Annotated in this window: 20 protein-coding genes; 15 read left to right on the forward strand and 5 right to left on the reverse strand. The window is 45.1% G+C overall.

Features of this window, described 5'->3' with window-relative positions:
- Window positions 1–40: 40 nt before the first annotated feature.
- The 4 genes from DB520_RS04615 to DB520_RS04630 all read left to right on the forward strand — a co-directional run bounded on the left by DB520_RS04615 (window position 41) and on the right by DB520_RS04630 (window position 6906).
- Window positions 41–781 carry a phytanoyl-CoA dioxygenase family protein gene (locus DB520_RS04615; protein WP_114748435.1) on the forward strand — a complete coding sequence of 247 codons (741 nt, stop codon included), beginning with the start codon at window positions 41–43 and terminating at the stop codon, window positions 779–781.
- Between the two features lie 95 nt (window positions 782–876).
- The gene (locus tag DB520_RS04620; protein ID WP_232834839.1) at window positions 877–3309 is read left to right on the forward strand and encodes a sodium:solute symporter; all 2433 of its coding nucleotides are present in this window, start codon (window positions 877–879) and stop codon (window positions 3307–3309) included.
- Entirely contained in the window at window positions 3306–4433 is a 1128-nt protein-coding gene (locus tag DB520_RS04625) for a sialidase family protein (RefSeq protein WP_114748437.1), read from the forward strand. Before DB520_RS04620 ends, DB520_RS04625 begins: the two co-directional genes overlap by 4 nt.
- Window positions 4434–4560: 127 nt before the next feature.
- Window positions 4561–6906 (forward strand): aminotransferase class III-fold pyridoxal phosphate-dependent enzyme, encoded by a 2346-nt coding sequence (locus tag DB520_RS04630; RefSeq protein WP_114748438.1) that lies wholly within the window; start codon window positions 4561–4563, stop codon window positions 6904–6906.
- A gap of 60 nt (window positions 6907–6966) precedes the next feature.
- Here the strand turns inward: DB520_RS04630 and DB520_RS04635 are convergent, their stop codons facing one another.
- The 4 genes from DB520_RS04635 to DB520_RS04650 all read right to left on the reverse strand — a co-directional run bounded on the left by DB520_RS04635 (window position 6967) and on the right by DB520_RS04650 (window position 11191).
- Complete coding sequence (locus tag DB520_RS04635) at window positions 6967–8544, reverse strand: sulfatase family protein (protein ID WP_114748439.1); 1578 nt, start codon at window positions 8542–8544, stop codon at window positions 6967–6969.
- A 98-nt stretch (window positions 8545–8642) separates the two neighbouring features.
- Window positions 8643–10055, reverse strand: coding sequence for a Gfo/Idh/MocA family protein (locus DB520_RS04640; RefSeq protein WP_114748440.1), 1413 nt, complete (start codon window positions 10053–10055; stop codon window positions 8643–8645).
- Between the two features lie 211 nt (window positions 10056–10266).
- Complete coding sequence (locus DB520_RS04645) at window positions 10267–10614, reverse strand: HepT-like ribonuclease domain-containing protein (protein ID WP_114748441.1); 348 nt, start codon at window positions 10612–10614, stop codon at window positions 10267–10269.
- The gene (locus DB520_RS04650) at window positions 10604–11191 is read right to left on the reverse strand and encodes an XRE family transcriptional regulator (protein ID WP_114748442.1); all 588 of its coding nucleotides are present in this window, start codon (window positions 11189–11191) and stop codon (window positions 10604–10606) included. The genes DB520_RS04645 and DB520_RS04650 overlap by 11 nt, the downstream gene beginning before the upstream one ends.
- Window positions 11192–11437: 246 nt before the next feature.
- Here DB520_RS04650 and DB520_RS04655 point away from each other — a divergent pair, with 246 nt between their 5' ends.
- The 11 genes from DB520_RS04655 to DB520_RS04705 all read left to right on the forward strand — a co-directional run bounded on the left by DB520_RS04655 (window position 11438) and on the right by DB520_RS04705 (window position 22406).
- Window positions 11438–12724 (forward strand): exo-alpha-sialidase, encoded by a 1287-nt coding sequence (locus tag DB520_RS04655; protein WP_114748443.1) that lies wholly within the window; start codon window positions 11438–11440, stop codon window positions 12722–12724.
- Window positions 12725–12845: 121 nt separating this feature from the next.
- A complete protein-coding gene (locus tag DB520_RS04660; RefSeq protein ID WP_114748444.1) occupies window positions 12846–13661 on the forward strand; it encodes an HpcH/HpaI aldolase family protein in 816 nt (271 codons plus the stop codon).
- Complete coding sequence (locus tag DB520_RS04665) at window positions 13661–14617, forward strand: aldo/keto reductase (RefSeq protein WP_114748445.1); 957 nt, start codon at window positions 13661–13663, stop codon at window positions 14615–14617. The genes DB520_RS04660 and DB520_RS04665 overlap by 1 nt, the downstream gene beginning before the upstream one ends.
- A 14-nt stretch (window positions 14618–14631) precedes the next feature.
- A complete protein-coding gene (locus tag DB520_RS04670; RefSeq protein ID WP_114748446.1) occupies window positions 14632–15552 on the forward strand; it encodes a Gfo/Idh/MocA family protein in 921 nt (306 codons plus the stop codon).
- Window positions 15553–15558: 6 nt separating this feature from the next.
- Window positions 15559–16335: an SDR family oxidoreductase gene (locus DB520_RS04675; RefSeq protein ID WP_114748447.1), complete on the forward strand. Its 777-nt coding sequence runs from the start codon at window positions 15559–15561 to the stop codon at window positions 16333–16335.
- Window positions 16316–17140, forward strand: a complete 825-nt coding sequence (locus DB520_RS04680; RefSeq protein ID WP_114748448.1) for an SDR family oxidoreductase — start codon at window positions 16316–16318, stop codon at window positions 17138–17140. Before DB520_RS04675 ends, DB520_RS04680 begins: the two co-directional genes overlap by 20 nt.
- A 32-nt stretch (window positions 17141–17172) precedes the next feature.
- Window positions 17173–17559 carry a RidA family protein gene (locus tag DB520_RS04685; RefSeq protein WP_114748449.1) on the forward strand — a complete coding sequence of 129 codons (387 nt, stop codon included), beginning with the start codon at window positions 17173–17175 and terminating at the stop codon, window positions 17557–17559.
- A gap of 5 nt (window positions 17560–17564) precedes the next feature.
- Window positions 17565–18650: a dipeptidase gene (locus DB520_RS04690; RefSeq protein ID WP_114748450.1), complete on the forward strand. Its 1086-nt coding sequence runs from the start codon at window positions 17565–17567 to the stop codon at window positions 18648–18650.
- A 13-nt stretch (window positions 18651–18663) separates the two neighbouring features.
- On the forward strand, window positions 18664–20043 hold the full coding sequence (locus tag DB520_RS04695) for a neutral/alkaline non-lysosomal ceramidase N-terminal domain-containing protein (protein ID WP_114748451.1): 1380 nt from the start codon (window positions 18664–18666) through the stop codon (window positions 20041–20043).
- A gap of 105 nt (window positions 20044–20148) precedes the next feature.
- Window positions 20149–21078: a LytTR family DNA-binding domain-containing protein gene (locus DB520_RS04700; protein ID WP_114748452.1), complete on the forward strand. Its 930-nt coding sequence runs from the start codon at window positions 20149–20151 to the stop codon at window positions 21076–21078.
- 137 nt (window positions 21079–21215) lie between these two features.
- Entirely contained in the window at window positions 21216–22406 is a 1191-nt protein-coding gene (locus DB520_RS04705) for an acyltransferase family protein (protein ID WP_114748453.1), read from the forward strand.
- Window positions 22407–22419: 13 nt separating this feature from the next.
- Here DB520_RS04705 and DB520_RS04710 read toward each other — a convergent pair whose 3' ends face one another.
- Window positions 22420–25044 carry a hypothetical protein gene (locus tag DB520_RS04710; protein WP_114748454.1) on the reverse strand — a complete coding sequence of 875 codons (2625 nt, stop codon included), beginning with the start codon at window positions 25042–25044 and terminating at the stop codon, window positions 22420–22422.
- Window positions 25045–25317: the final 273 nt, after the last annotated feature.

The raw sequence follows: 25317 nt of genomic DNA on the forward strand, positions 1-25317 counted from the left end.
AATATGCGAAATTTAACCCTATCAAATAAAGGTCAGTGCAATGTATACAGAGGGATTAAAATCGGATTTTGATCGGGACGGATTTATTTTTCTTCCCGGTTTTCTTGACCCATCGGAGATAGACAAATTACGGGAGAAGGTAAACCAATTCATTGCGGATAAATCAACCACTCTTCCCACTGAGCATATCAAATTTGAATCAAAAGAGGATCCTTCCACCCTCAAAATGATTCAGGACATGCACCTATACGATTCCTTTTTTGAAGATGTTTTGCTTAAAAGCAGCTTTACAGAATTGGCGGAAAAACTGCTGGGTGAGGCAGTGCTTGGCAAAACTGTTGAATATTTCAACAAACCTCCAAAGATAGGAAAAGCTACCCCTCCTCATCAGGATGGCTATTATTTTATGCTTAAGCCTATGAGCGCAGTCACGATGTGGTTAGCGCTGGAGAATGTGGATGCTGAAAATGGCTGGGTAAGTTATGTCAAGGGCTCTCATAAGTTAGGAATGCGGCATCATGCCTTTACCGATACCTTGGGATTCTCACAAGGGATTGCAGATTTCGGTATACCCGCAGACCTGGAAAAGGAAGTTTTCTGTACCACCAAACCCGGAGACCTTTTGGTGCATCATGCCTTGACCATACACCGTGCAAGCCCAAATATCAGTGAACACCGAACCCGAAAAGCAATGGGGCTAATTTATTTCGGGGTTTCTGCGGAGGAGGATGTGGCTGCAAAGAGGGCTTATGTAAAGGCACTGAACAAGAACGACTCATGAATAGTAAGCCCGACCGAATTCCATTCTTAGTTCTATTTTTAATTTCCTGCCTATTCAGTTGTACCTCTCATGATCCCTCCCCCATATCAGAAGATTTGCGCGAAAAGTCGGTCGCAACCCTGGAAGAGGTATTGCACCAACAGCAATCATGGGTGAAGGTTCATGCCGCCGAGTACAAGCTTTGGGCGGGTTATCCAAACGGGGTTTATGAGGTTTTTTTGGAAGAGAAAGAACGCTCGGAAGCTATTCCCCAATATCGTATAGGGATTTGGCGGGTACTGGCGCAAGCCTCTCCAACCCAAGCAGCTACCTACTGGCCTAAGATTGTGGAGGCTTTTGAGGATCGCTCAGGAAAAGATAGGGTACATGCTGCTGAGACCGCAGCCAAGTTAGGACTTTCCTTGGAAGACTTGGCGCCAAGAGCCACATCTGAAGTGTTGAGTGGAGAGATAAATTCCTTGTATGTATATACCCTTTGGAGTACACTTCATGGAGAAAACCCCACCCGTAGCAGCGGGGACCTGCTGGAACTAATCCTAAGCCCCGGGGTGGAGGAACTTCCAAAAATGCAGGCTGCATATGCCTTACGAAACTATGGGAACCTCTCTAAGGAGCAATGGGAAAAATTGGCAGATGCTGCGCTAGAAGAGCCAAGTGAATCCATGGCAAAAGTGTATTTGCTTTCCGCGGCTTTTCTACATGCTCCTGACGCTGCAACGGAGGAAGCTAAATATTTGAACCTCAAACGCAACTTGCTTGCCATGGCGGATTCTCCCAAAAAAGGGGAGCGGATGGAAATGGCTATTGCCCTTGGTGAATCCGGTGAGGTGGAGGAATTGCCGGTGTTAGTAGGACTTTTAGAAGGAAATAACCCCATCATGGAGGAAGGGGAAAGCCAGGAGGAAGCCTTGGAGAATGCTGCAAATCACGATATAAGGGCAACAGCAGCCTATGCTATATTGCAATTGGACCGTACAGAAGAATATTTCCTGGCTTGGGGAGATTGGATGGTAGTGGTGGTTTACTTGATGGGCATGTTGGGGATTGGATACTTTTTTTCCCGAAAAAACAAGGATGAAAAAGATTACTACCTGGGAGGAGGCAAAATGAACCCCATAGCAGTAGGATTATCCTTGTTTGCCACCCTGCTTAGCTCCTTAAGCTATCTATCCTATCCAGGAGAAATGGTTAAATACGGCCCTGTCATTTTCTCAGGTGTGCTGATATTTCCCTTGGTCTATTATGTGGTGGGTTGGTTTTTGATCCCAAAATTCATGAAGCTCAGGGTTACAAGCGCCTATGAGATCTTAGAGATCAACCTGGGGGTAAGTATCCGTTTGCTGGCCACTTTCTTTTTCCTTTCCCTGCGCTTCTTATGGATGGGGACCATTATTTTTATAACGGTGCATACGGCCATCCTGTCCATTTTCGGCTTCGACCCCTCCTTTACCCTGCTGATAAGCGTACTCCTAATGGGCATAACGATATTCTATACTACCATGGGTGGGCTTAAGGCCGTTGTTTTTACAGATGTAATCCAATCCGCAGTATTAATTGGGGGCGCAGTGCTTACCCTCTTTGTGGTTAGCTGGCATTTTGGGTCCGTCAGTGCTTGGATCCCCCAAGATTGGTTGCCCCATTGGGGGGAGTTAAAAATGGGGTTTGATGCACGGGAGCGTTTGACTATTGCCAATGCTCTTTTGACCACCTTTGTTTGGTATGTTGCTTCATCGGGTTCGGACCAGATGTCCATTCAGCGTTTTCTGGCAACCGAAAATATACATACGGCACGAAGGACTTTTGGGGTTTCCTTAATCACAACCTTTGTGGTCCAGGTGCTCTTGGGCTTTGTAGGGTTGGCGGTGATGGCCTATTTCACAGCCTTTCCCAGGTTTCTGGCTCCAGGGGAGACTTTAAATTCCCATGCGGATCAGCTTTTTCCCAAGTTTATCCTTGTAGGCCTGCCCGTGGGCATTTCCGGATTGGTGGCTGCAGGAATTTTGGCCGCTGCCATGTCCAGCCTTTCTTCCGGATTAAATTCTACTTCCTCCGTGATCTCCGAGGATTTGCTAAAGCGTTTTTCCAAAACCTATAAGCAGCCAAAGAACCAACTTCGCTCTATCCGTAACCTTTCCCTGTTTGTAGGGATCTTGGCACTGGGATTAAGCCTTCTGATTAGTCGGGTAGAGGGTAATTTGTACGATATCATTGTTAAGGTGGTAAACTTATTTGTTTCGCCTCTTTTTGTGTTGTTTTTTATGGCGCTCTTTATCCCCTTTGCAACGGCCAGAGGTACTTTTTGGGGAGGCATTTGTAGTATATCCATCGCTGTGGCAGTGGCTTTTTTTAAGGTGATGGGAATAGAAGTACTCTATATCCTGCCGGTTTCATTGGGTGTTGGAATCCTTATGGGAACCCTACTAAGTTGGGTAGATCATAGGTTATTCGGTAACCCTGAAACCATGGAAAAGCGCGTTAAAGCAGCGGCTATTATCAAGGAAGATTTTCCCGAGAAAAAAGAGCAATGAAAATCATTCGACAAGGCATAATTCCAACCCAACCCCGGAAAAAAACACAAAGCAAAACTTTTCCTGCTTTTGAGCTGCTTCCTTCTGGTCGATGGCTGGCAGGATGGAAAGCGGCCGAAAAAAAGACTGACGCAACACACAAAACAGTGCAGATGACCTGGTCTGATGACCGTGGCGAAACCTGGGTTCCTGCCTTTGAACCGGTAAAGTTGCCGGAAATAGATGGAAAACCTGGTCAGGCCATTTCCCTGTATTTTTTGGCATTAGGTGGAGAACGGGTGTTAATGCTGCTCAATTGGGTGGACGAATCCCAACCCGAACTGCCCTTTTATGATCCCAAGGAGGAAAGTTTAAAGGACACCCGAATTTTCTATTGCTTTAGTGAAAATGGGGGAGAGTCATGGTCCGACCCCCTGCTTATGGATACCTCTGGCGTAGGTGGTCCTGTACCACTTACCGGCCCTCCCATTCGCTTGGGTGATGGCAGTATATTGTGTCAATTTGAAGTCAATAAGTATAAGGGTGATCCCAATAAATGGATCCATAAGTCTGCCATGTTACGGTCATTGGACAACGGAATCACTTGGAAAAATCCCATTATCGTTACTAATTTTCCAGACATGTATTATTGGGACCAACGTCCCAATGTATTATTAGACGGAACAACACTTGTGAATTATTTCTGGACACTGGATGGAAAGAAAAACACCTACCTTAACCTTCATGAATCCAAAAGTGCTGACAAAGGGAATACATGGACCATTCCGGAAGATACTGGGATATATGGACAACCAGGTAGGCCTGTTCAACTACAAGATGGAAGAATTGCATGCATCAGTATTGATAGAACATCCCTTCCCGTGATTACCATATGGATAAAGGAGGGCTTGTATCATCCTTTTTCAGCCAAACTGGAGGTCTATCGGGCTGAAATTCCCGGTCAGGACTCCCGGAAGGTGAGCATGAATGAAGCCTGGCAAGAAATGGCAGCCTTTTCTGTAGGGCACCCACATTTGCTGTATTTGGGAGGTATTGAGGTGCTGGCGTATTACTATGCTGGCAGGCATCATGATAGTACCGATATCCGCTATGCGCTTATCTCACTCGAAAAATCAGGATCATGAATTCGAGCATAACGCAAGCGACACATAAAGGAACGATTAAGATTGCCAGATTCTCCCGAATCGAGTCCCCCGATCCCAATAGCTATGGTGCAGGCTCTATGGGCAACTAATAGACAATTATAAACCTATGCAAAACAGAAACACCGAGTCTTCACCTGAATCAAACCCTTTTTCCTGGTACTTCAATGAGACGGATACCAACTCCATTGGGGAGCTTCAGGATTTTTTACCGGACAGAATTTTTGACAGTCACGCTCATATTTATCGGGTAAATGACCTTAATTTGGAGGAAAGACGTACTGGGCTATGGTCTGGAGGAGAGCCGGAGGTTAGTATCCAGGAATGGAGGAAGAATGTAGTTCCTTTTTTCCCAAAGGCTGATCTGGTGGGAGGGCTGTTTTTCCCCGCACCTTTGCCCATGGCAAATATCCATGCCTCCAATGCCTATTTGATGGCGGAGTTGGACCAACACCCGGCCTCCAGAGGTCTGGCATTGGTCACGCCTCAGTTGGGGCCGGAGGATCTTGCAGAGGTATTGACCCATCCACAGGTGGTGGGTTTGAAGCCCTATCATGTGTACAGCAAAGAGAAGCCTACCTCCCAAAGTACCCTGTCGGGTTTTTTTCCGGAATTTTGGTGGAAGTGGGCCCATGAAAATGCTGTGGTGGTAATGATGCATATCATGAGGGATGGGGCCTTAAGCGATAAAGGCAATGTACAGGAGATTAGACGACTGTGTCTGGATTATCCCGGCATCAAGCTGGTGCTGGCTCATACCGGAAGGTCCTTTCATGCTCCAAACGCCAGGGGAATGAAAGCCCTTCAGGATCTCGAAAATGTGTGGTTTGACCAATCCGGGATTTGTGAGTCTTCGCCCATGGAGGCGGTGATCGATTATTTTGGTCCCCAGAAACTACTTTGGGGCAGTGACTTTCCGGTTTCTGCTTTACGTGGAAGGGCAGTGACAATGGGGGATGGCTTTTTTTGGATGGACCCCATTTCCTGTGATTGGAGCAAGTCCTTGGGCAATCCCATCTTGGTGGGAATCGAATCCCTTCGAGCCCTCCGCCAGGCTTGTCACCGCATGTCCTTATCACCATCTGATATTTCTCAAATTTTTTATGGCAATATCATGGAACTTCTCGAAAGAGGTTCAAAAAAATCTCATGCAGGCCAGCATTTATATTCCCATGCAAAGACTCGAATTCCCGGAGGGGTACAGCTTCTCTCCAAACGACCCGAAAACATGGCACCGGGTTACTGGCCTCCCTATTTTAGGGAAGCCAAGGGGAGTTCGGTCTGGGATATGGATGGTAAGCAATACTATGATTTCTCTACTAATGCCGTGGGATCCTGCCTGCTGGGATATGCCCACGCTGGGGTAAATGCTGCGGTGATTCGACGGGTGCGAATGGGAAACATGTCCTCCCTAAATCCCCCAGAGGAAGTAGCACTTGCTGATCAACTTTGTCAAATCCATCCCTGGGCAGAGCAGGCACGCTTCGTGAGGGGGGGTGGAGAGGCCTGTGCAGTGGCAGTTCGCATTTCACGAGCCACTACGCAACGTTCCAAGGTGGCCGTTTGTGGTTATCATGGATGGCAGGATTGGTACCTAGCAGCCAATTTGGGAGGATCGGATGCCCTTAGGGGACATTTACTGCCAGGATTGGAGCCATCCGGGGTTCCAAAGGAACTGAGGAATACCACCTTCACCTTTAAATACAACGATGAAGCTGGTTTTAAAGAAATAATGGCAAGTCATGGACATGAACTGGCTGCCGTGGTGATGGAACCTTGTAGAAACGTTGACCCAAATCCCGGATTCCTGGAAACTATTCGGGAAGAAACGAAAAGGAAAGGTTGCCTACTTGTCTTTGACGAGATCACGGTGGGTTGGCGATTGGCTTTTGGAGGTGCACATCTGACCTATGGCATTCAGCCTGATATGTCGGTGTTTGCCAAAGCACTTGGCAACGGCTACCCAATCGGGGCGGTAATTGGAACCCGTGAAGCCATGGAAGGTGCCCAGGGATCCTTTATCAGTAGCACCTATTGGACAGAAAGTATTGGGCCTGTGGCTGCCCTGGCTGTGCTGGAAGAGATGCAGAAGGAGAATGTACCTAAATATGTGGAACAAATAGGCTCCTGGGTGCAGGATATTTGGCATTCCCAAGGGAAAGAGACTGGCCTGAAACTGAAAGTTGCTGGTTTTCCCTGCCTTTCCACCTTTTCCTTTGACGGATCAGATCCGGAGATGCTTCGCACCATTTTCACCCAACAAATGCTCGAAAGGGGTTATCTGGCAGGTACTGCTTTTTATCCCACCCTTGCCCATTCCGAGAGGATAGTTAAAAGGTATGCGAATGCAGTGGGTGAGGTCTTCGAGAGTATGGCTAATCATATCGGTAAAGGCAGCATCGCTTCGATGCTAAAGGGTGAAGTAGCCAAAAGCGGGTTTGCGAGACTGGTATAGAGATGTTTGGGCAAGATTGGTTTTGCAGAAAATGTTACTAAGTCAGTCAGGGTAAACAGATCAATTTCCCCTAATTTTATCCAACCTTGCAGCCAATTCAGCCACGATTTCTGGATGCTCAGCAAAAAGATTTTCCTGCTCTTGCGGATCAGTGTCCTCCTTGTAAAGTTGTCCTGTGGGACCTCCTTCCTTGGGCTGTATGACTGCGGGGTCGGTAAAGCCCCCCGAACCCAGCCCTTCTATGTATTTCCATCCTCCATGCCGGATGCTAAAGAAATTGCGGGAAGAATGGTGAACCATATCTTGACGGGGAGACTGGTGGGAAGTGCCGTTTAAGATCGACCAAAAACTTTGACTGTCCTCCCCCTGTCCTTCAGCAATGGACTGATCCGCCATCTCCGAAAAGGTAGCCATGAAATCTGTTAGGCTGATCAAAGAGTTGTTTTCTGCACCACCCTGCACTATGCCCGGCCAAGAAATGATCAGAGGGATGCGGTGACCCCCGTCCCATACGTCTCCCTTCTGACCACGGCGACCGGCATTGGAATCATGTTCATGTAATTCAATTTCCACCTCAGGCCAATAGGCCCCGTTGTCCGAGGCAAAAACTAAAATCGTATTTTCTAGGATATCGTGATCAATCAAGGATTGCCTCACCCTCTCTACCACCTCATCAATGTCCAGGACAAAATCTCCGTACAAACCAATTCCAGATTGTCCCTTGTTTTTTTCTGATGGAATCCAGGGTGTGTGCGGACCGGTGAGTGGCAAGTACAAAAAAAACGGAGAATCCGGATTATCTTGAACTTGCCTTTCGATAAACCCCAACCCCTCAGCTACCAGGGTTTCGTGACAGTCCTCAATACGGAAACTTCTGGACATCTCTCCTTGTCGCCACCAAACGCCCTTTTCCCAGTACACTGCTAAATCATCCGTATGCTTTTTGTCCCAGGCATATTCGGTGTTCTCCTTTCGCCGGGGATATATATCCGTGGTCAACACCATCGCTGTATCCACCACGTTTAATCCTCTGATAAAAAGGTAGGGGGGAATATCCAAGGAAGCTGGATGTATGAAGGAATAATCAAATCCAAAATCAGCGGGACCAGAACGAATAGGCAGGGAATAGTCCACATTGGAGTAGCCCGTAGCCGGGTCCAATGCCGCATCCTTGCCATCCTTGGTCTGCCAACCCAACCCCAAGTGCCATTTTCCGACTATACCTGTAGTGTATCCCTCCCTTTTCAACAGTGTAGCCAAAGTCTCCTTGTCCGGTTCGATTACGACCGGTGAAAAGCCCCATATCCCTTTAGCTGCCTCGGGAGTTCGAAAAGCATATCGGCCCGTCAACAGACCATAGCGGGAAGGGGTACAAACACTTGCACTAGCGTGGGCATTGGTAAAAACCATACCCTCGTGAATCAGTTGATCCAGGGCAGGTGTACGAATTTTAGATTCGGAATTCAAGCCACTGATATCCCCATAGCCCATATCATCGGCAAAAATAAAAACGATGTTTGGTGTTAATCTATCGGTGGGTAGGTTGGGCTTATGGGTACATGCCTGAGATAATAAAAGGAAAAGCAATCCACTGAAAGTAGGACCAAAACAAAGCTTACCATTGAAGGAATAGTTCATAATATTGGATTTCCACTAAAATCGCTTAAATTCATTTTATATCAAAAAATATTGCCTGCCAGTCCTTTTGGGTAGAATTAGGCAGGCAATTAATCAAATCAGACCTTATAATAATCTTCCCACCCCTTTCGCGGAGGAGAACCGACCAGCAAGGCATTGGCCAGTGGGTGGTTGGTAATTTGCTTCTTCTCCCGGTCAAATAGGATCTTTTCATTAAGTTGCTGCGCCATGACCCCCAGGCTAAATACCTGGCTTAAAGGCCCGGCAATCTCAAAGGAAGATCGGCATTTTTCCTCCCCTTTACAGGCTTTCAGGAAATTGGCAAAGTGATTGGAGGGGCTTTCCGGTACCTCTGGAAGTTGCGAATGCAAATCATTTGCCGCTTCTTCAGGAATAATGCTCAAAGTACTACCATGTGAACCTCCCTTGAAGGTCAGGTCTTTGCCATAAATGATCTTTCCAGGGTTCAGCTTGGCAGGCTGCAACTGACCGGTACTTGGTGGCGGGATATCTGGGTCGAGTTCGGAGACACCATAGCCTTCAGGTACAGGGGGAATATTATTCATCCCGTCGTACCAGGTGATGGTGAGTGGGGGCATATTTCCTCTTTCGGGAAATTTGAACTCCAACGTAGAGGACATTGGGAAAAAGAAGGGGTTATGCCCATCCAATTTTACCGGATTGACTTCATGAGGAAGGCCTAATTCCAAAAACTCATGGGCGGTATCCATAATGTGGGCTCCCCAGTCCCCTAAGGCACCCATACCAAACTGATACCAGCACCTCCATTGGCCATTATGAAAATCTTTGTTATAATCATGTGGCTCTATTGCCGACAACCAGGTATCCCAATCCATGGTAGTAGGTAAGGGTTCGGCCGGGGGATAACTGCTCATATTCACATCCCAATCGTGCCAGCGGCGCCTGCCGTTCATATGGGCTGTCATCGCAGTGACATCCTGGATAATTCCCGCATCTTTCCAAGCCTTGAACTGGAAATAGTTGCCTTCAGAATGTCCCTGATTTCCCATTTGTGTAGCGACCTTGTATTTTTTTGCTCCGGCCATCATCAGCTCAATTTCTTGAAAAGTGCGCGCCATGGGTTTTTCTACATAGACGTGCTTGCCCATCGCCATCGCATGCATGGTAATGGGGAAATGGGAAAAATCAGGAGTGCCCACTGTGATGGCCTCAATCTCATTTCCCATTTTGTCAAACATCACCCGGAAATCTTGGAATCGAGGCACATCTGGAAACATTTCTATAATCTTCTCGGTATGAGGTGCTCCCATATCCACATCGCATAATGCGACAATATTTGCCAGCCCGGTGGCATGGAGGGCACGGATAATCTCTCCACCTCTATTTCCTATGCCACAGCAGGCCAGGTTCACCTTGTCACTGGGGGCAACATAGCCCAAAGGCTTTCCCAAGACCATGGAGGGTATCAAGGATACGGCTGCCATACCCAATGTTCCTGATTTAATAAAATGTCTTCTGTTTTTATGCATTGTCAGTTTTACCTATTTATTGGCAATTTAATTGAAATGATACTAAATTATTTCTTTACTTGGAAGAATTAATTCCATTAGTTCATTAATCTTGTTTTGCCAACTGTCCTCAAAAACTATTTGTAATCGAGCACGACCCAAGCGACACACGGAAAACTGCATGGACTTGTTTAATAAGAAATTTCCCTTGAAATGGTGTGTTGGAATATCTTTAAAATTCCTTTTCGATTATTGTTTGTATAGTTATTTTTAGCTCTGGTAAATCTCGTTTAATTATTTCCCAAACCGCAGGTAACTTTATGTTAAAATACTCATGGGCGATCATATTTCTGAATGAACGCACTTTATACCATGGGTATTCATAATTGCTTAATTTATCGGTTTCAACATTAATTAATACTTCGCCCACAATGGTGAAATTGAATAAAACTGCATTATTCAAAATACTATTTTGACAAAAACTTTCTAAAGACTCATTTTTTACAAAATTTTCGATTTTTTCAATTGCTTTCAAAATATGTTCTAGTCTTTTTCTGCTTTCAAGGTGCTTATCTTTCATAAATCAACTTCAAATCTTTTTTCACATTTTCAAATATGTAAGGCTTAAAAGAATCTATAAAACCCAAATCAACTTTTCTTTTTATGGCCTTCTCTAAATGGTGTTGGATTTCAGCTAAATCAAAATAACTGAAATTTTCGTCTGTTTTGACTGCAATGTCAATATCGCTTTTTGGCCCATCATCTTGTCTTGAAAAAGATCCATAGATCCAAGCTTTCTGAATACTTGAAAACCCTTTTAATTCCTTAATTATGCAGGATAATATGTTTTTTCTGTCCATATTTAAATATGCCCTATACTCTACTTTTTCTTCCGCTTCTTGCAATGCTTTCAACGCCACATCTTCACCTTCTACTTCATCCACCAGCTTGTCAGACAGCCAGGAAACAAGCAAGTCATTATCTTTCACCCTGAAATATTCGGCAAGTTTTACCACCTGTTCACGGTTTGCATTGCGTTTCCCTCTTTCAATTTTGCTTAAAATTGCCTGGTCAATGTCAAGGAATGCCGCAACTGTACGCAGTGGTAATTCCTTTTCCTTCCGTAGTTTCCTAATCGTTTCGCCAAAATCCCCCATATCTCGGATTATCAATTACAACTATTTTGAAGAAAATCATTTTGAATAAATCTGTCAAAAATATAAAACTTCCTTGTGAAATCTGCTATCAAATCCTCTAAATTTTTCAATCGTTTATCATTGTCAAACGGGTGGTGGAAAATTAGATTTTTCAGATTTTTTTAAAATTTTGGATAGGAGTTAGATTTCCCTAATCCCTTAAAATGACTATCTTGGAATGACGATAAACCCTTTTACCCAGTCACCATGATCTTGAAAAATCCAGTTTCCAGACGTTCCTTCGTAAAACACTCGCTGATTGGAAGTATCAGTATATTTACACTTCCCCCATTGGTAATAGCCGCATACAAACCAAAATTAATTACTTCAATGGATAATGGGCCTGAATATAAGGTCGATTTGCAGGTGCCAACAAAGCTTTTTGATGGTGAGCAATGCTGGGTACATCCCCGGGTGGGCATCGTACCCCGGGCAGGGGAAGCACAGGCGCCAAGGGCAGTAATGACCCTGAACACTTTGGAACTATCAGGGTCAGACGTGTTCAAAGGTATGTATGAGATGTACACCGATGACCTGGGGCAGAGCTGGACCGAACCGGCAATTGTTGATCCCCTTGCGCCAAGAGTCGAACAAGTTGAAGATGAGGAGCGACCCGTGGCTGCAAGCGATTTTTGGCCTTCCTGGCACCGTCATACAGGCACCCTTTTGGGAACAGGGCATACCATTGTCTATACTCCTGATTGGAAAGTAGCCTCACCAAGACCCAGGCATACCGCCTATTCGGTCTATGACCCAAAGTCGGACCAGTGGTCTCTATGGGATAAGTTAGCCATGCCTGAGGATCCCAAATTTCTTAATGCAGGTGCCGGCTGTGTACAACGTTATGATGAGGATGACGGCACCATCCTCCTTCCCTTGTATTTTTCCCCTCCCGATCAAAACGCAAGGGTTACCGTAACTCGGTGTAATTTTGATGGGACCAAACTTACCTATTTGGAGCATGGGACTGAATTGGCCATTGAAGATGATAGCAGGGGACTGCATGAGCCCTCTTTGACAAAATTTAAGGGGATTTATTATTTAACCATTCGAAATGATAACCGTGGGTTTGTGGCTAGGAGTGAGGATGGGTTGAAATTCAGTCCCATGCAGGCTTGGAAATTTGACGATGGTGCCGATTTGGGGAATTACAACACCCAGCAGCACTGGGTGACCCATAGTGAAGGGCTGTTTTTGGTGTATACCCGAAGAGGCGCGGACAACGACCATGTTTTCCGCCATCGGGCACCCCTCTTTATCGCCCAGGTGGATCCTGAGAAAATGGCTGTCATTCGGGAAACAGAACAGGTGCTGGTGCCTGAGCGGGGAGCTAGGCTTGGAAATTTTGGGGTCACCATGATCAGTCCGAAGGAGACTTGGGTTACTGTGTCGGAATGGATGCAGCCTAAAGGTGTGGAGCAATACGGTAGCGACGGCAGTGTATTTGTCGCCCGCATTCTTTGGGAGCAGTCTAATGGGCTGTTTCAGGCATAAGTTCAAAACGTGAAATCGAGAATGACATGAAAGATAGTATTGGAATTCAACAGAAAAGTAATAGCACCATCCATAGCACACCCGTAATTTTGGATACTAAGGATTGCATAATCGGTATGCCATGAAGATGAAAGAAAGCCTCGTGCTGAATAAACTCCGCAACGGAGAAAAAGTGACCAGTTTCAAGATCAATATGGCCGATGCTCGGGCAGTGGAAATCGCAGCAATAGCTGGGTTTGACTGTCTGTGGGTGGATCAGGAGCATATTGGCCAGGACTGGTCCATATTGGCGGCCCAAATTTGGGCAGCTAAGGCTCATCAAAAAGATGTGGTAGTGAGGGTTCCTAGGGGCAGTTACAGCGATTATGTGAAACCCTTGGAATTGGATGCTGCAGGTATTATGGTACCCCATGTCATGGGGGTAGAAGATGCCAAGAAGGTGATTCATCAGGTAAGGTTTCATCCTGTGGGGATGCGGCCCATAGACGGGGGCAATGCAGATGGAGCCTATACTGGCATGGATTTCCAGCATTACCTGAAAGAGGCTAATACCTCCAGATTTGTTATTTTCCAAATTGAAGACCCCGAAGCCCTGGAGTGCCTGGAAGAGATTGCTGCACTTGAAGGCTTTGACATGCTCTTTTTTGGGCCAGGGGATTTCAGTCAGGGGATTGGTGCACCTGGACAATGGGACCATCCGAAGATTAAAGAAGCCCGAAGACGCGTAGCTGAGGTAGCCGGAAAGTACGGTAAGTTTGCAGGAACCACCGGTGGTACAGCACAGTTGCCCGAACTTTATGCCATGGGCTATCAATTTGTGAGCATAGGTGCAGATGTGGTGGGCCTTACCCAATACTGCCAAAAATTGATAGCAGAGCTCCCTTCCGGGGAAGTGAGTGGAGAGACCAATTCTTACTATAACCCCTCGAAAGAGTGATGGAAACAAGGGTTTTGGGAAATACCGGTTTGAAGGTGTCTGAAATTGCCTTTGGAGGGGTGGAAATAGGATTACCATATGGGATAGGTGTTCATTCAACGGCAGATATGCTGCAAGAAAAGGATGCCCTCAAGCTATTGGAACTGGCTTTGGACAAGGGAATAAATTTCTACGATACGGCGCGAATGTATGGGGAATCCGAAAAGCTGATTGGAAAGGCGTTTAGAACCCGAAGAAGCCAGGTGCTGATCAGTACCAAGTGCCGTCATTTTCGGCTGGCGGATGGTGCCTTACCGGATTCACATTTGATCCCCAAGATCATACGGGATTCTTTGGAAGAAAGCCTCCGGGAATTGAAAACCGATTATTTGGACGTTTATATGCTCCATCAAGCGGATTTGGAAATCATAGGCCATCAGGCGATTACAGATACCTTTCAGGAATTAAAAGCTTCTGGGAAAGTCGGCAGTATTGGAGCCTCCACCTATACCTTGGAAGAATCCCAGCATGCTATCCAAAGCGGGATTTGGGAAGTGGTGCAATTACCATTTAACCTTATGGATCAGCGGCAGTCAACCCTCTTTGAACTGGCTTCCGAAAGGGGAGTGGGTGTGGTGATCCGGTCTGTACTGTTAAAAGGACTACTGAGTGAGCGGGGCAAAAATCTACCGGAACCATTGGCCAATGTGGAAAAGCACCTTCAGGGATTTGGACATTTGGCAGCCCGGAAAGGCATTGACTTGCCCTCCCTTGCTCTAGGGTTTGCACTTTCCTTTCCAGAAGTGGCTTCTGTCTTGGTGGGGATAGATAAGGAAGAATACCTTCTTCATGCCTTAGCATCCGCAAATGGATCCTTTCTCAGCGAGAAGGAAATGGAAATCGCCAAAGACCTTGCCTATCCTGATCCGGCTTTTATTAATCTACCCCTTTGGGATAAAAAGGGGTGGTTGACTTAACGAAATCGAAAACTATGGTTCGCCTTGGCATATTGGGTATGAGTCCGGGGAATGCCCACCCCTATTCCTGGTCATCCATCATCAACGGGAGCTTTGATGGCACTGAGATCGCTTCTATTGGTTATCCTGCCGTAGCCGATTACTTACAAGCAAATAGGGACACCCTTGGCATTCCAGGAGCAAAGGTAACCCATGTGTGGTGCCAGGATGTTGAAATCAGTAAAAGCATTTCCAAATCCTCCAATATACCGACCATAGTGGAAAACCTCGAAGACATAAGGGGAGAGGTGGATGCGGTGATCCTTGCCAGGGACGATCCTGAAAACCATGTGGCCATGGCAAAGCCCTTCTTATCGGCAGGAATTCCAATTTTTGTGGATAAGCCCTTGGCATTTTCCCAGGAAGACCTGGACTATTTTTCCGGTGAAGTAAAGGCAGGAAAATTCCTGATGTCTTGTTCCTCTATGCGCTATGCACAGGAATGCCGCACTGTGAAAACTGAGCTGAAGACTATTGGAAGGCTTCACCTGGTAACGGCTGTGGGGAAGAAGGATTGGAAAAAGTACGGGGTACACCTTTTGGAGGCACTTTTCAGCACCCTGGATGACCCTACCCCCACTTGGGTGCAGCATGTAGGTGAAGAGAACAAGGATGTGGTGGTCCTGGGCTTTGAAGATGGAACCAAGGCAAGCGTGCATTTATTTGCGGATATTTGTGGGACTTTTCAGCTTTCCTTTTTCGGAACCAATGGTTGGAAATTGGCAGAAATAAGGAATTCCTACAGTATGTTTAGGGACAATATGATTGAATTTATTCGCTCGGTAGAGGAGGGTAAAAGTCGTTTGGAATTTGAAAAGACCTACCGCATAATCCGTACAGTGATTGGCGCACAAAAGAGCTTAGAAAATGGGGGCAAAGTTATTCGATTGAACTAAAAATTTATGCACGTAAAGGACTTATTGGATTTAAAGGGAAAAGTGATTGTAGTCACCGGGGGGTCGGGTCAATACGGCAAATGCCTGGTGGAAGGTTTGGCTGAGGCCGGAGGCACGGTGATAACCACTTCCCGGGATATAGGCTCCGCTGAGCAAACTGCTGCTGCTTTTCAAGAAAGGGGGCTAAAGGTGTTTCCCTTGGAGCTCGACCAGGGACTTCCTGAGTCAGTCACAGCTTTTCGGGAGAGATTGGTGTCGGAATTTGAAAAACTGGACGTGTTTGTAAACAATGCCGTGTCTCGCCCCATGAAGGGCTACAAAGCCCCAATTGACCAGTTTTCCGAATCCATGCGTGTAAATGCCACTGGTATGATGGATCTGCTTAGGCAAATGACCGAGCTGATCATTTCGTCGGGTGGAGGGTCAGTGATCAATATAGCTTCCATGATGGGCATGAAAGGCCCCGACCTGTCAAACTACGAGGGCACTAATATGGGGGATCTTCCTCCGGACTATTTTTTCCACAACGCGGGCCTGATAAATATCTCCCGCTTTATGGCAAAAATGCATGCCGGGAAAAATATCCGTTTCAATTGCATTAGCCCAGGAGGCCTTTTTAACCATCAACCCCGTCCTTTCCTGGACAATTATTGTAAAAAGGTCCCCATGCGAAGGATGGCCAACCAAGACGATATCAAAGGGCTGGCCGTTTTGCTAGCTTCCGAGGCAGGAGCCTATATAAATGGTGAAAACATTCTAATGGATGGAGGTCTCAATGCCTGATCCCTATAATGTGCAGGAAGACGGATTTGAAGCTCTCTTTGGGTTGCAAGGAAAGGTGATATGGGTAGTTGGAGGAGCAGGCTATTTAGGTTCGGCCATTGTAAAATTACTGGTTTCGGCAGGTGCCCGGGTAGTCTGTGCCGATTTGGGTGATAGAAGCAAAATGTTTGTAGGGGAAAACGGGCTTTATCCCAAGGTCGTCCCGGTTGCCTTGGACATTACCGAAGAAGAGCAAGTGGAGGATTTTGCCTCGGCACTTAGTGAATCCCTTGGCATTCCAGATGGTGTGGTGAACCTCACCTTCGCATCTACTACTAAGAAATTTGATGAATTGACTGCTGCTGAATTTGACAAGGTCAATCAGGGAGGGATCACCTCCAGCTTTGTTTTTGGTAGAAAGGCATGTGACCTGATGGCTCAGCAAGGTGCAGGAAGTATGGTACTGTTTTCGAGCATGTACGGCATGGTAACCCCGGATCCTTCGGTGTATGAACCACCGTTAAACCCAAATCCCATTGAATATGGCGTAGGAAAAGCAGGTATCATACAAATGGCAAAGTATTTTGCCATGCAATACGGGTCTCAGGGCGTACGCTGCAATTGTGTATCACCCGGGCCTTTTCCAAATAGGGATGTTCAAGAAAGCCAGCCAGGATTTGTGAAAAGATTGGCAGAAAAAACACTGTTAAATAGAGTAGGAAATCCTCCCGAAGTTGCCGGTGCTGTCTGTTTTTTGCTGTCCTCAGCTGCCTCATTCATAACGGGACATAATTTGGTAGTAGATGGGGGGTGGACGAGCTTATAAATAAACTGAATCAATAACTAATCATATTTATCATGGAAAAGATAATCCACCCGAAAAGAGATGCCAACTTTGTGACAGGAGCATATTCAGATGCAGTGCTGGTAGATGGGTTTTTGTTTGTCTCTGGACAGGCATCGGTTGATTTTGAAACCTCCCAGTTTGTCCTAGGGACCATTGAGGAGGAAACACGACGGACCTTGGACAATATTAAAGCGATAGTGGAGACTGCCGGGGCCAGTATGGATGATATCGTGAAATGTGGTGTTCATCTGGCCGATATACAGGAGTTTGACCGATACAATGAAGTGTATGCAAGCTATTTTACCAAAGTGAAGCCTGCCCGAATTACCGTTCAGTCGGTGCTAGCGGAAGGGATCAAGGTAGAGATTGATTGCATAGTAAGGATGCCTAAGAACTGAAAAGCATGAAGAAGCGGCTTATTATCGATGCACATTTGGATTTGGCCATGAATGCCATAGAGTGGAACCGTGATCTTCGAATGGAGCTCAAACAGGTGCGGCAGATGGAAATGCATATGAAGGACAAGCCAGACAGGGGGCGCGGAACGGTGACATTGCCAGAATTGCGTAAAGGCAAAATTGGAATAGTAGTAGCCACTCAACTGGCCCGTTATTCACCCCCGGATTCAGCACTTGCCGGATGGAACTCACCCCAGCAGGCCTGGGCCATGACGCAAGCCCAACTGGCATGGTATAGGGAAATGGAATCCCTGGGTGAAATGAAGCAAATTACTACCCGAACCGGGCTGGATGAAATGGTGGACCTATGGGAAGATGAAAACATTCCCGATGAGAAAAAGCCCATTGGCTATATCCTTAGCCTGGAGGGAGCAGATTCCTTGGTGGAGGTTTCCTACTTGGATAGGGCATATGCCTACGGAGTAAGGGCGTTGGGCTTATCGCATTTTGGTCCTGGAAGGTATGCTCCCGGCACCAAAATGGAAGGCCCCATCACCGAAAGGGGCAAGGAGCTTTTGGAAACCATGGGATGTCTAAACATGATTCTGGATGTTACCCATTTGACTGACCAAGGATTTGAGCAGGCCTTGGACCTTTATAAGGGACCTATTTGGGCCAGTCACCATAATGTGCGGAAGGTCGTTCCCCACCAGCGCCAACTCACCGATGGGCAGATCAAACGACTAGTGGAAAGGAATGCGGTGATAGGAGGAATGCTGGATTGCTGGGCTATGGATATTCGCTTTATAGATACTGTCTCGGATCCGTGGCAACTGGATATCAAACTGGAACAGCTTATTGACCATTGGGACCATATTTGCCAATTGGCCGGAAATTCCTTGCACGTGGCCATTGGGAGTGACCTGGATGGTATATTTGGTACCGAGCAGTCCCCGTGGGACATGAATTCCATTGCAGATTTGCGCAAGTACGAATACCTCTTGGAGAAAAGGGGCTATAGTGATGCAGACATTGACAATATTTTCCATGCCAACTGGCTAAGGTTTTTGAGAAGAAACTTGCCGGTATAACACCCAAGATACCATGAACACAAGTGACAATTCCCTCTATGCCGGCGCAGCCCTGGTGGATACGACCCCTCCCTTGGGGACAGTGATCAACGGCGACTTCGTACCCCATTATGCCACCAAAATCCACGATCCCCTTTTTGCAAAGGCATTGGTACTTCAAAATAAGGATACCAGCTTGGTGTTTGTGGTCGTGGATATTTGTGTGATGGGGCAGGAACTTTTGGATAAGACAAAAAAACGAATCAGCCAAAGTTTGGGTATACCTGCTTCCCATATTTTGATCAGCAGCACACATACGCATGCGGCAGGGGCTGTGGAGGAGGTTCACTTTGTGCAAGCAGACCTTGCCTACCGGAGCCAACTACCGGGACGGATATGTGAGGCTGTGGAAGCCGCCCATAAAAGCCTCCAACCCGCAGAGATAGCCTTTGGAAAGGTTTCCGCCCCCGAGCATGTGAGATGTAGAAGGTATCATATGGCTGAAGATTACGAATCGCTAAACCCTGTGACTGGGAAACCTGACCAGGTCAAAACAAACCCTTTTGGAGTGGAAGACAAGGTTAAAGGTTCTGTATCCACTCCCGATAGAGAGCTTTCCTTTATGGCCGTCAGGGGGAAGGATGGGCATTGGATAAGCGTCCTGGCCAATTATGGGCTTCATTATGTGGGGGATTGGGAAAATGGTACCATTTCCGCGGACTATTTTGGTTATTTTTGTCGAGCTCTTATGAAAAGGCTGGAGGCTGATGAGCACTTTGTAGGAATTTTGAGCAACGGTACCAGTGGGGATGTCAATATCTGGGATTTTATTCAGCCTGGCACCTACCCCAAAGAACATTTCGCAAAAAGTGAATTCATAGGGGAAGATTTGGCCTCTCGCCTTGTAAATGCAGTCCCCTACCTGGTTTGGGAAGACCAGCCTCGTCTTGCTGCCTTACAGGAAGATCTTTCTCTACGCAGAAGGATGCCCACTGAAATGGAACTAGAACATGCCCGCAGAATTATAGCGAAGGGAGGCTTGGAAAACCTCGTGCCCAATGCCGAGGGCTGGATAAAGCTCTATGCCCGGGAGCAATTGCTCTTGGCGGAATACCCTGCAGAGTTGGCTCTTCCCATCCAGTGTTTTCAAGTAGGTGTTGGAAGGATCGGTGCCTTGCCTGGTGAAATTTTCGCCTCCACCGGATTAAAGCTTAAGAAATCCATCGACGGACCTTACTTTACGATTGGCCTGGCAAATGGAAATGTAGGCTATATACCTCCTGCTAAGGAATTGGAAATGGGTGGCTACGAAACTTGGCGCTGCAGAATCAGCAACCTAAGCAAAGAGGCGGAGGAGGACATTGTGAATTGCTTGGTACGGGTGGCGGAAGGGGTTTTTGGTGATGAGGGGTGATCTTGTATTGGGTCTACGAGAGGGGGCTTATTATTTCTGGGGTTTTTTCAGGTAATTCATTTTTGATTCCTGGAATTTTTCAGTTTTTTAGCGAAATAAAAAAGAATGAAAAACCTGGATATAAAAAAGGTAAGACTTCACGAAATTGAGCAATTGCAGAGAATTGGCAGACAGACTTTTATCGAAACTTCGGTTTTTAAATTTCTACTACAACCTTTCCCTTTTTACCATAAAGGGAAAAATCTTTTCAAGATCGCGTTGTTGTTATTTATTGTTGGGTTTTTGTTTGAATATTTTTTTATTCCTTACGAAAGAAGTTTTACGGAACACAGGTTTAATTATTTTATAATCAGTGGTTTTCATATTGGGATTGCCACCTGTATTTACCTTGGCTATTTTTTCATTGTAAGTCACATAATTAGTGAAGATGACTGGAAACTCTACAAAGAACTATTGGCGATTTTTTTTCTGTTAGGGCTTATCGGGGTTGGGGAGTGGCTGATTCGGGATATCATTTATGACAATAGTTATAATTTTTCTTTGGAAATGTTTCTTGTGGAATTGGTGCATGCTTATTTATCTGGTACGATAATTATCATCCTGACGTATACTATCATTTACCATACCCAAAAGAAAAAAAACAGTCTCCATGCGGATCAATTAAGGCTTGAAAATAAACGTGTTCCAGTTATCTCTACTTTGGAAATCCGAGCCCAGATACCCTCTGATAATTTTATTTTGAACCCTTCCTGTCTGATTATGGCCCGAGCAGATGGCAATTATGTGGAATTCTTTGTTCTTGATGCAGAAAAAGTAATAAAATTGGTGAAAAGAATCACCCTATCAAATGCCTACGAACAACTAAAAAAATTCGATTTCATCCAAAAGACGCATAGAGCCTATCTCATCAATTCCAATTACCTGGAAGAGGTAAATGGTAATGCGCAAGGCTACCAATTGAAGCTTAAATTTCTTGATTTTCCAGTACCCGTTTCTCGCAATCATCTCAAGGATTTCAATCAGGCCATGGCCTGATCCATCTGTCATCCGCCACATGCTCCTGTACCTTAACACAAAAACTTGTCGGCTGTCACATAGGCTTGACACCCACACCAAGAGAGTAAAAACCAGCCATACTTTTTTATAGGTTTGATAAAAAAACAATGACTACTATGCGCAGACATGATCTTGACTGGTTAAGGGTTATCGTATTTGGCCTACTCATTTTTTATCACGTGGGGATGTTTTTTGTTCCCTGGGGCTGGCACATAAAGAACAATATCCTCTACGAGTGGCTAAAAATACCTATGGCCTTTTTACATCAATGGCGGCTGCCCATTCTTTTTGTGATCTCTGGCATGGGGACTGCTTTTGCCCTTTCCTTTAGATCAGGAGGGAAATTTATAAAAGAGCGTTGGTTGCGGTTAGGGATCCCCCTTATTTTTGGGATGTTGGTGATAATTCCTCCCCAAGTGTATATCGAGCGCCTTTACAAAGGAAATGTGAACGCTTCCTATGCTGGGTTTTATTTCAATGATGCCTTTACACAAGGTGTATATCCTGCTGGGAACATCAGCTGGCATCACCTTTGGTTTTTGCCTTATTTGCTGGTGTTTTCCATGATGTTGACCCCTGTGTTTTTAGCCCTTCGAAAGCATCCGAATGGAAAGTTTCTTACCTGGATACGCTCGGGACTTCAAAAAAGCCCGTATTTTCTATTCTGGGGCATTATTCCCTTATACCTGTACGAGGCTTTTCTGGAACCCTTTTTTGAAGTAACGCATAACCTCACTTCAGATTGGTTTAACTTCATTAGTAGCCTTACCTTCTTTTTTTACGGATACCTGCTCATACATGTCAAAAAAGAATTTTGGTCTGCACTAGATAAAATTAAATCAAGAACGCTCCTGATTGGGACGGTGACATTTAGCCTACAGTTGGTTATTTGGTATTTTATTCAAGATTCCTTGTGGGTACACTTAGTAGAAGCTGCCATAAAAGTCACCAATATATGGGCATGGATTATCACCATCTTTGGATTTGCCGCTAAATATTTAAATCGACCAAGTCCTAGGCTGACTTATCTGAACCAAGCAGTTTACCCCTTTTACATTTTACATCAAACGGTTACCGTAATTATCGGGTACTTTATTTATGACAGTCATTGGAGCTTTACCCCAAAGTTTATAATAATGGTCAGTGGAACCTTTGGCGTCAGTTGGTTGATCTATGAGTTTTTGATCAGAAGGATCCCCGTTGTGTGGCCTCTTTTTGGTTTGAAAAAGATCGCTCGAACATCGGTTAATAAGGCTACGAGTATTTCGACACAGCATAAAAGACTTGTTAGAGGTGTAAACAGGTGATTAAAGCCAATTCTTACCTACTAAATCTTACAAAAAAATAGGGTGTCTCCCTGTTCAAATCCGGAAAAATCCTTCCTTCGCCATTTTTGTCCATCAATTCAATTAGGTACATAAAATCGTAAACAAAATTAATTTTCTCTGATGGGACTACTGCCTGATAAGTGTCTTTTTCTTCTAATGGAGTCATTTGAAGGGTTTCATAAGCCTCTTCTTGATTTACGCTGCGATACCGCAATCTTACCCACTTTATTTCAGCAGCAGCCCTTGCCTTTATTGTTATGGTTATGGGTTTTCCAACTTCAGCTTCCGTAATAGGGTCATGCGTAATTTCAAAAAGCTTACTGTAGTCAGCATTTGTCAAAGGTTTGTACTTAGGTGCAGTCTTTATTTTACTTCCATCGCCTTCGATTTCGCTTCTTTTTTTCTCTAGTTTGGAAAGACCCTCCTCTAAGGCGATCAATTCATCCTTCCAATGTCCGCAAAGATCAGCTATGCAAACTCCGAGTTTTAAGTCATCAGTATAAATATTTCCCGCAGCTTCCACAATTTGCTTCCAGGCTTCGATGGCATTTCTCTCATGGTCTATAGCTTCATCAAGTGCCGATGGATCCTTTGTGTGTTCAAATAAGCGATAAGAAACAGCAGCGGGGATTCTTCGGGAATGATAAAGAGCCAGGGAAGACAGGATTTTTAAATCTGCGATAGTGGAAGTAAATTCTTTGTTTGCATTTTCTCCGATCGCCTTTTCAGCATCCACAATAAGTTGATTGATTTCATTCGACGTCTGTTCAAACCAAAAACTATTTGTTGAAGGTAGTACCTTAGCCATTTCATTACCCTCCAAAAGCCATAGGGCCTCTTCGTCAAAATTAGCGAACTGTATCAAGTCACTCCCTTCATTTGTGGCATAAACGGGCAAATCACCCAACCTTTGTTTTTCCGCCCAACCTCTAGTGGTAGGGAAGCCGCGGTAGGGATAAACAGAGGTGATTATTCGAGGTAAAACCCAACTCGCTTTGTGTAATGCGGTTTCAATTATTGACCCTGCTTTTTCACCGAATCTGACTTCGAATTCTTTTTGCCAAGTTTCAGCTGATACATCCGGGTTGTATCCAATTCTTCCAAAAACCTGAAAAAAATGCCAATAGCGTTCGAACTCCCATTTGTAATACTGGTAATCTGGGTTTAAAAGATCAAAGGGTGTTTCATCATGTGGTTGAGCCTCCATTTTAGTGGCCAGTGGCTCATTTACTTCGAAACCATCTCCGTCATACAAATGTGTGCTTTCTGCAAAGCGACGGGCATATTCGGGGTTCCCCCATAAAAGAATTCTCGTGGTGCCTCCATTCCAAAGCCTCCAATGGATTTTGAATTTTTTTGGATAGCTCAGCATGGATGCGTAACTATGACGAATCGGGCTTTTTTCAGGATTTACTTTTGTCGGATGATAAGGCATACCCATTTGCTCCATCCAGTATTTGGTTGTAATTCGAAAATTGATGTCCACATCAATGGCACTTTCAATAACTGATGGTGGCAATTCTTTGGCACGAAGGTCCAATCTAAGATCAGGAGATGTTTCTTTGACCATCTTGAAAACATCCAACCAAAATAAATCTTGCTCTTCATGTTTCAAGCCGGATTCGTTATGCATGCGGAATTGAATTCCATCTAAATCCGGGACCAGTTTGATGAATTTTGCCAAGGCCGCTTTATTATAAGCGGTGAGGTTATCTGAATCCACTCCCCATACAAGCCCGTGAACAGGTTCATTTGGTGCGTCTTTTGTCCCAGGAATACCACCGCCCTGCACTCCTCCTCTATAAATATGGTCCCATATGCCAACAGTAAATTGAATACCTCTATCGTGGGCCATTTTAATTAATTTGTTTAGCGCCTTTAAGTTACGATCCTGTTCTTCCGGGGTAATCCCAACCATTTTTACAGTAGGAAACTCTTCCGTGTCAAAGAAATACGGATAGGCAGGGGCCAGAAAACCACCATTTTCATAGCCAAAAATCACAACTAAATTGTTGAACCTATTTTTAGCAAGCATGTCTAAGTAATCAACCCAATAAGCTTCATCGTAAAATCTTGTCTCCCAATAGGTACGGTTCATCGTGTAAATTGAAAGGGCCCGTTCAATTACATCCGGTTTTTCGGAAATTTCCTTCACTTCACTCATTGGATTATTATCGTCACTGCCCCAACTGATCCGATCTGCGACATCCAATAATGCGTACATAAGTCCTCTGTCATCAAATCCGCTGATTACCCAAAGTGCTTTATTTTGCCAAGTGGTCTTCCAAATTTCAAGTGCCTCAGCAGCTTCGTCCAATTTTTTGTTTTCCGATTTTAATTTTTGTGCAGCGGGGCCATCCGCTGAGGATAAACCCGCCATAATGACCAGAGAACCTTTTGCAGCATCGAGGGAACCTATTTTTTCAAAGGAAATTTTTCTTTTATTTAAAGATTCAGTGAGTTTATTTATCCCATGAGATACAGCAGGCCCGGGGTTTTCGTCAATGACGATGGAGACCTGAGTAGTGTTACCTGTACAGCCATAGAAAATAGCTACGGAGAAAACGATTAGAAAATAAAAAATTAATTTTTTATATCGTTGAGGTGTCTTGTTCATAAAATTTTTATTTACTGATGTTTCGCAAAGTTAAATTCCAACTTTATCGCAATAGCGTTATTGCTAAATTTTTGGATAGCACTTTTCAAAACCCTTGTACCTAGCTTTGATTTCAATGCACAGTGCATTAATCCTTCCTTTATTTTCAACAAGCTTCCGCTTGTCAATGCTACCTTGCGCTAGATCTTTAATCAGGAATTTGCTGATCCTTGGTAGGTTCTTTTCAAGTTAAAAACTTTTAACCAATTTTGAAATGCATAGCATCAGCGACCT

This window comes from Pleomorphovibrio marinus, assembly GCF_003347495.1.
Taxonomy (GTDB): Bacteria; Bacteroidota; Bacteroidia; order Cytophagales; family Cyclobacteriaceae; genus Pleomorphovibrio; species Pleomorphovibrio marinus.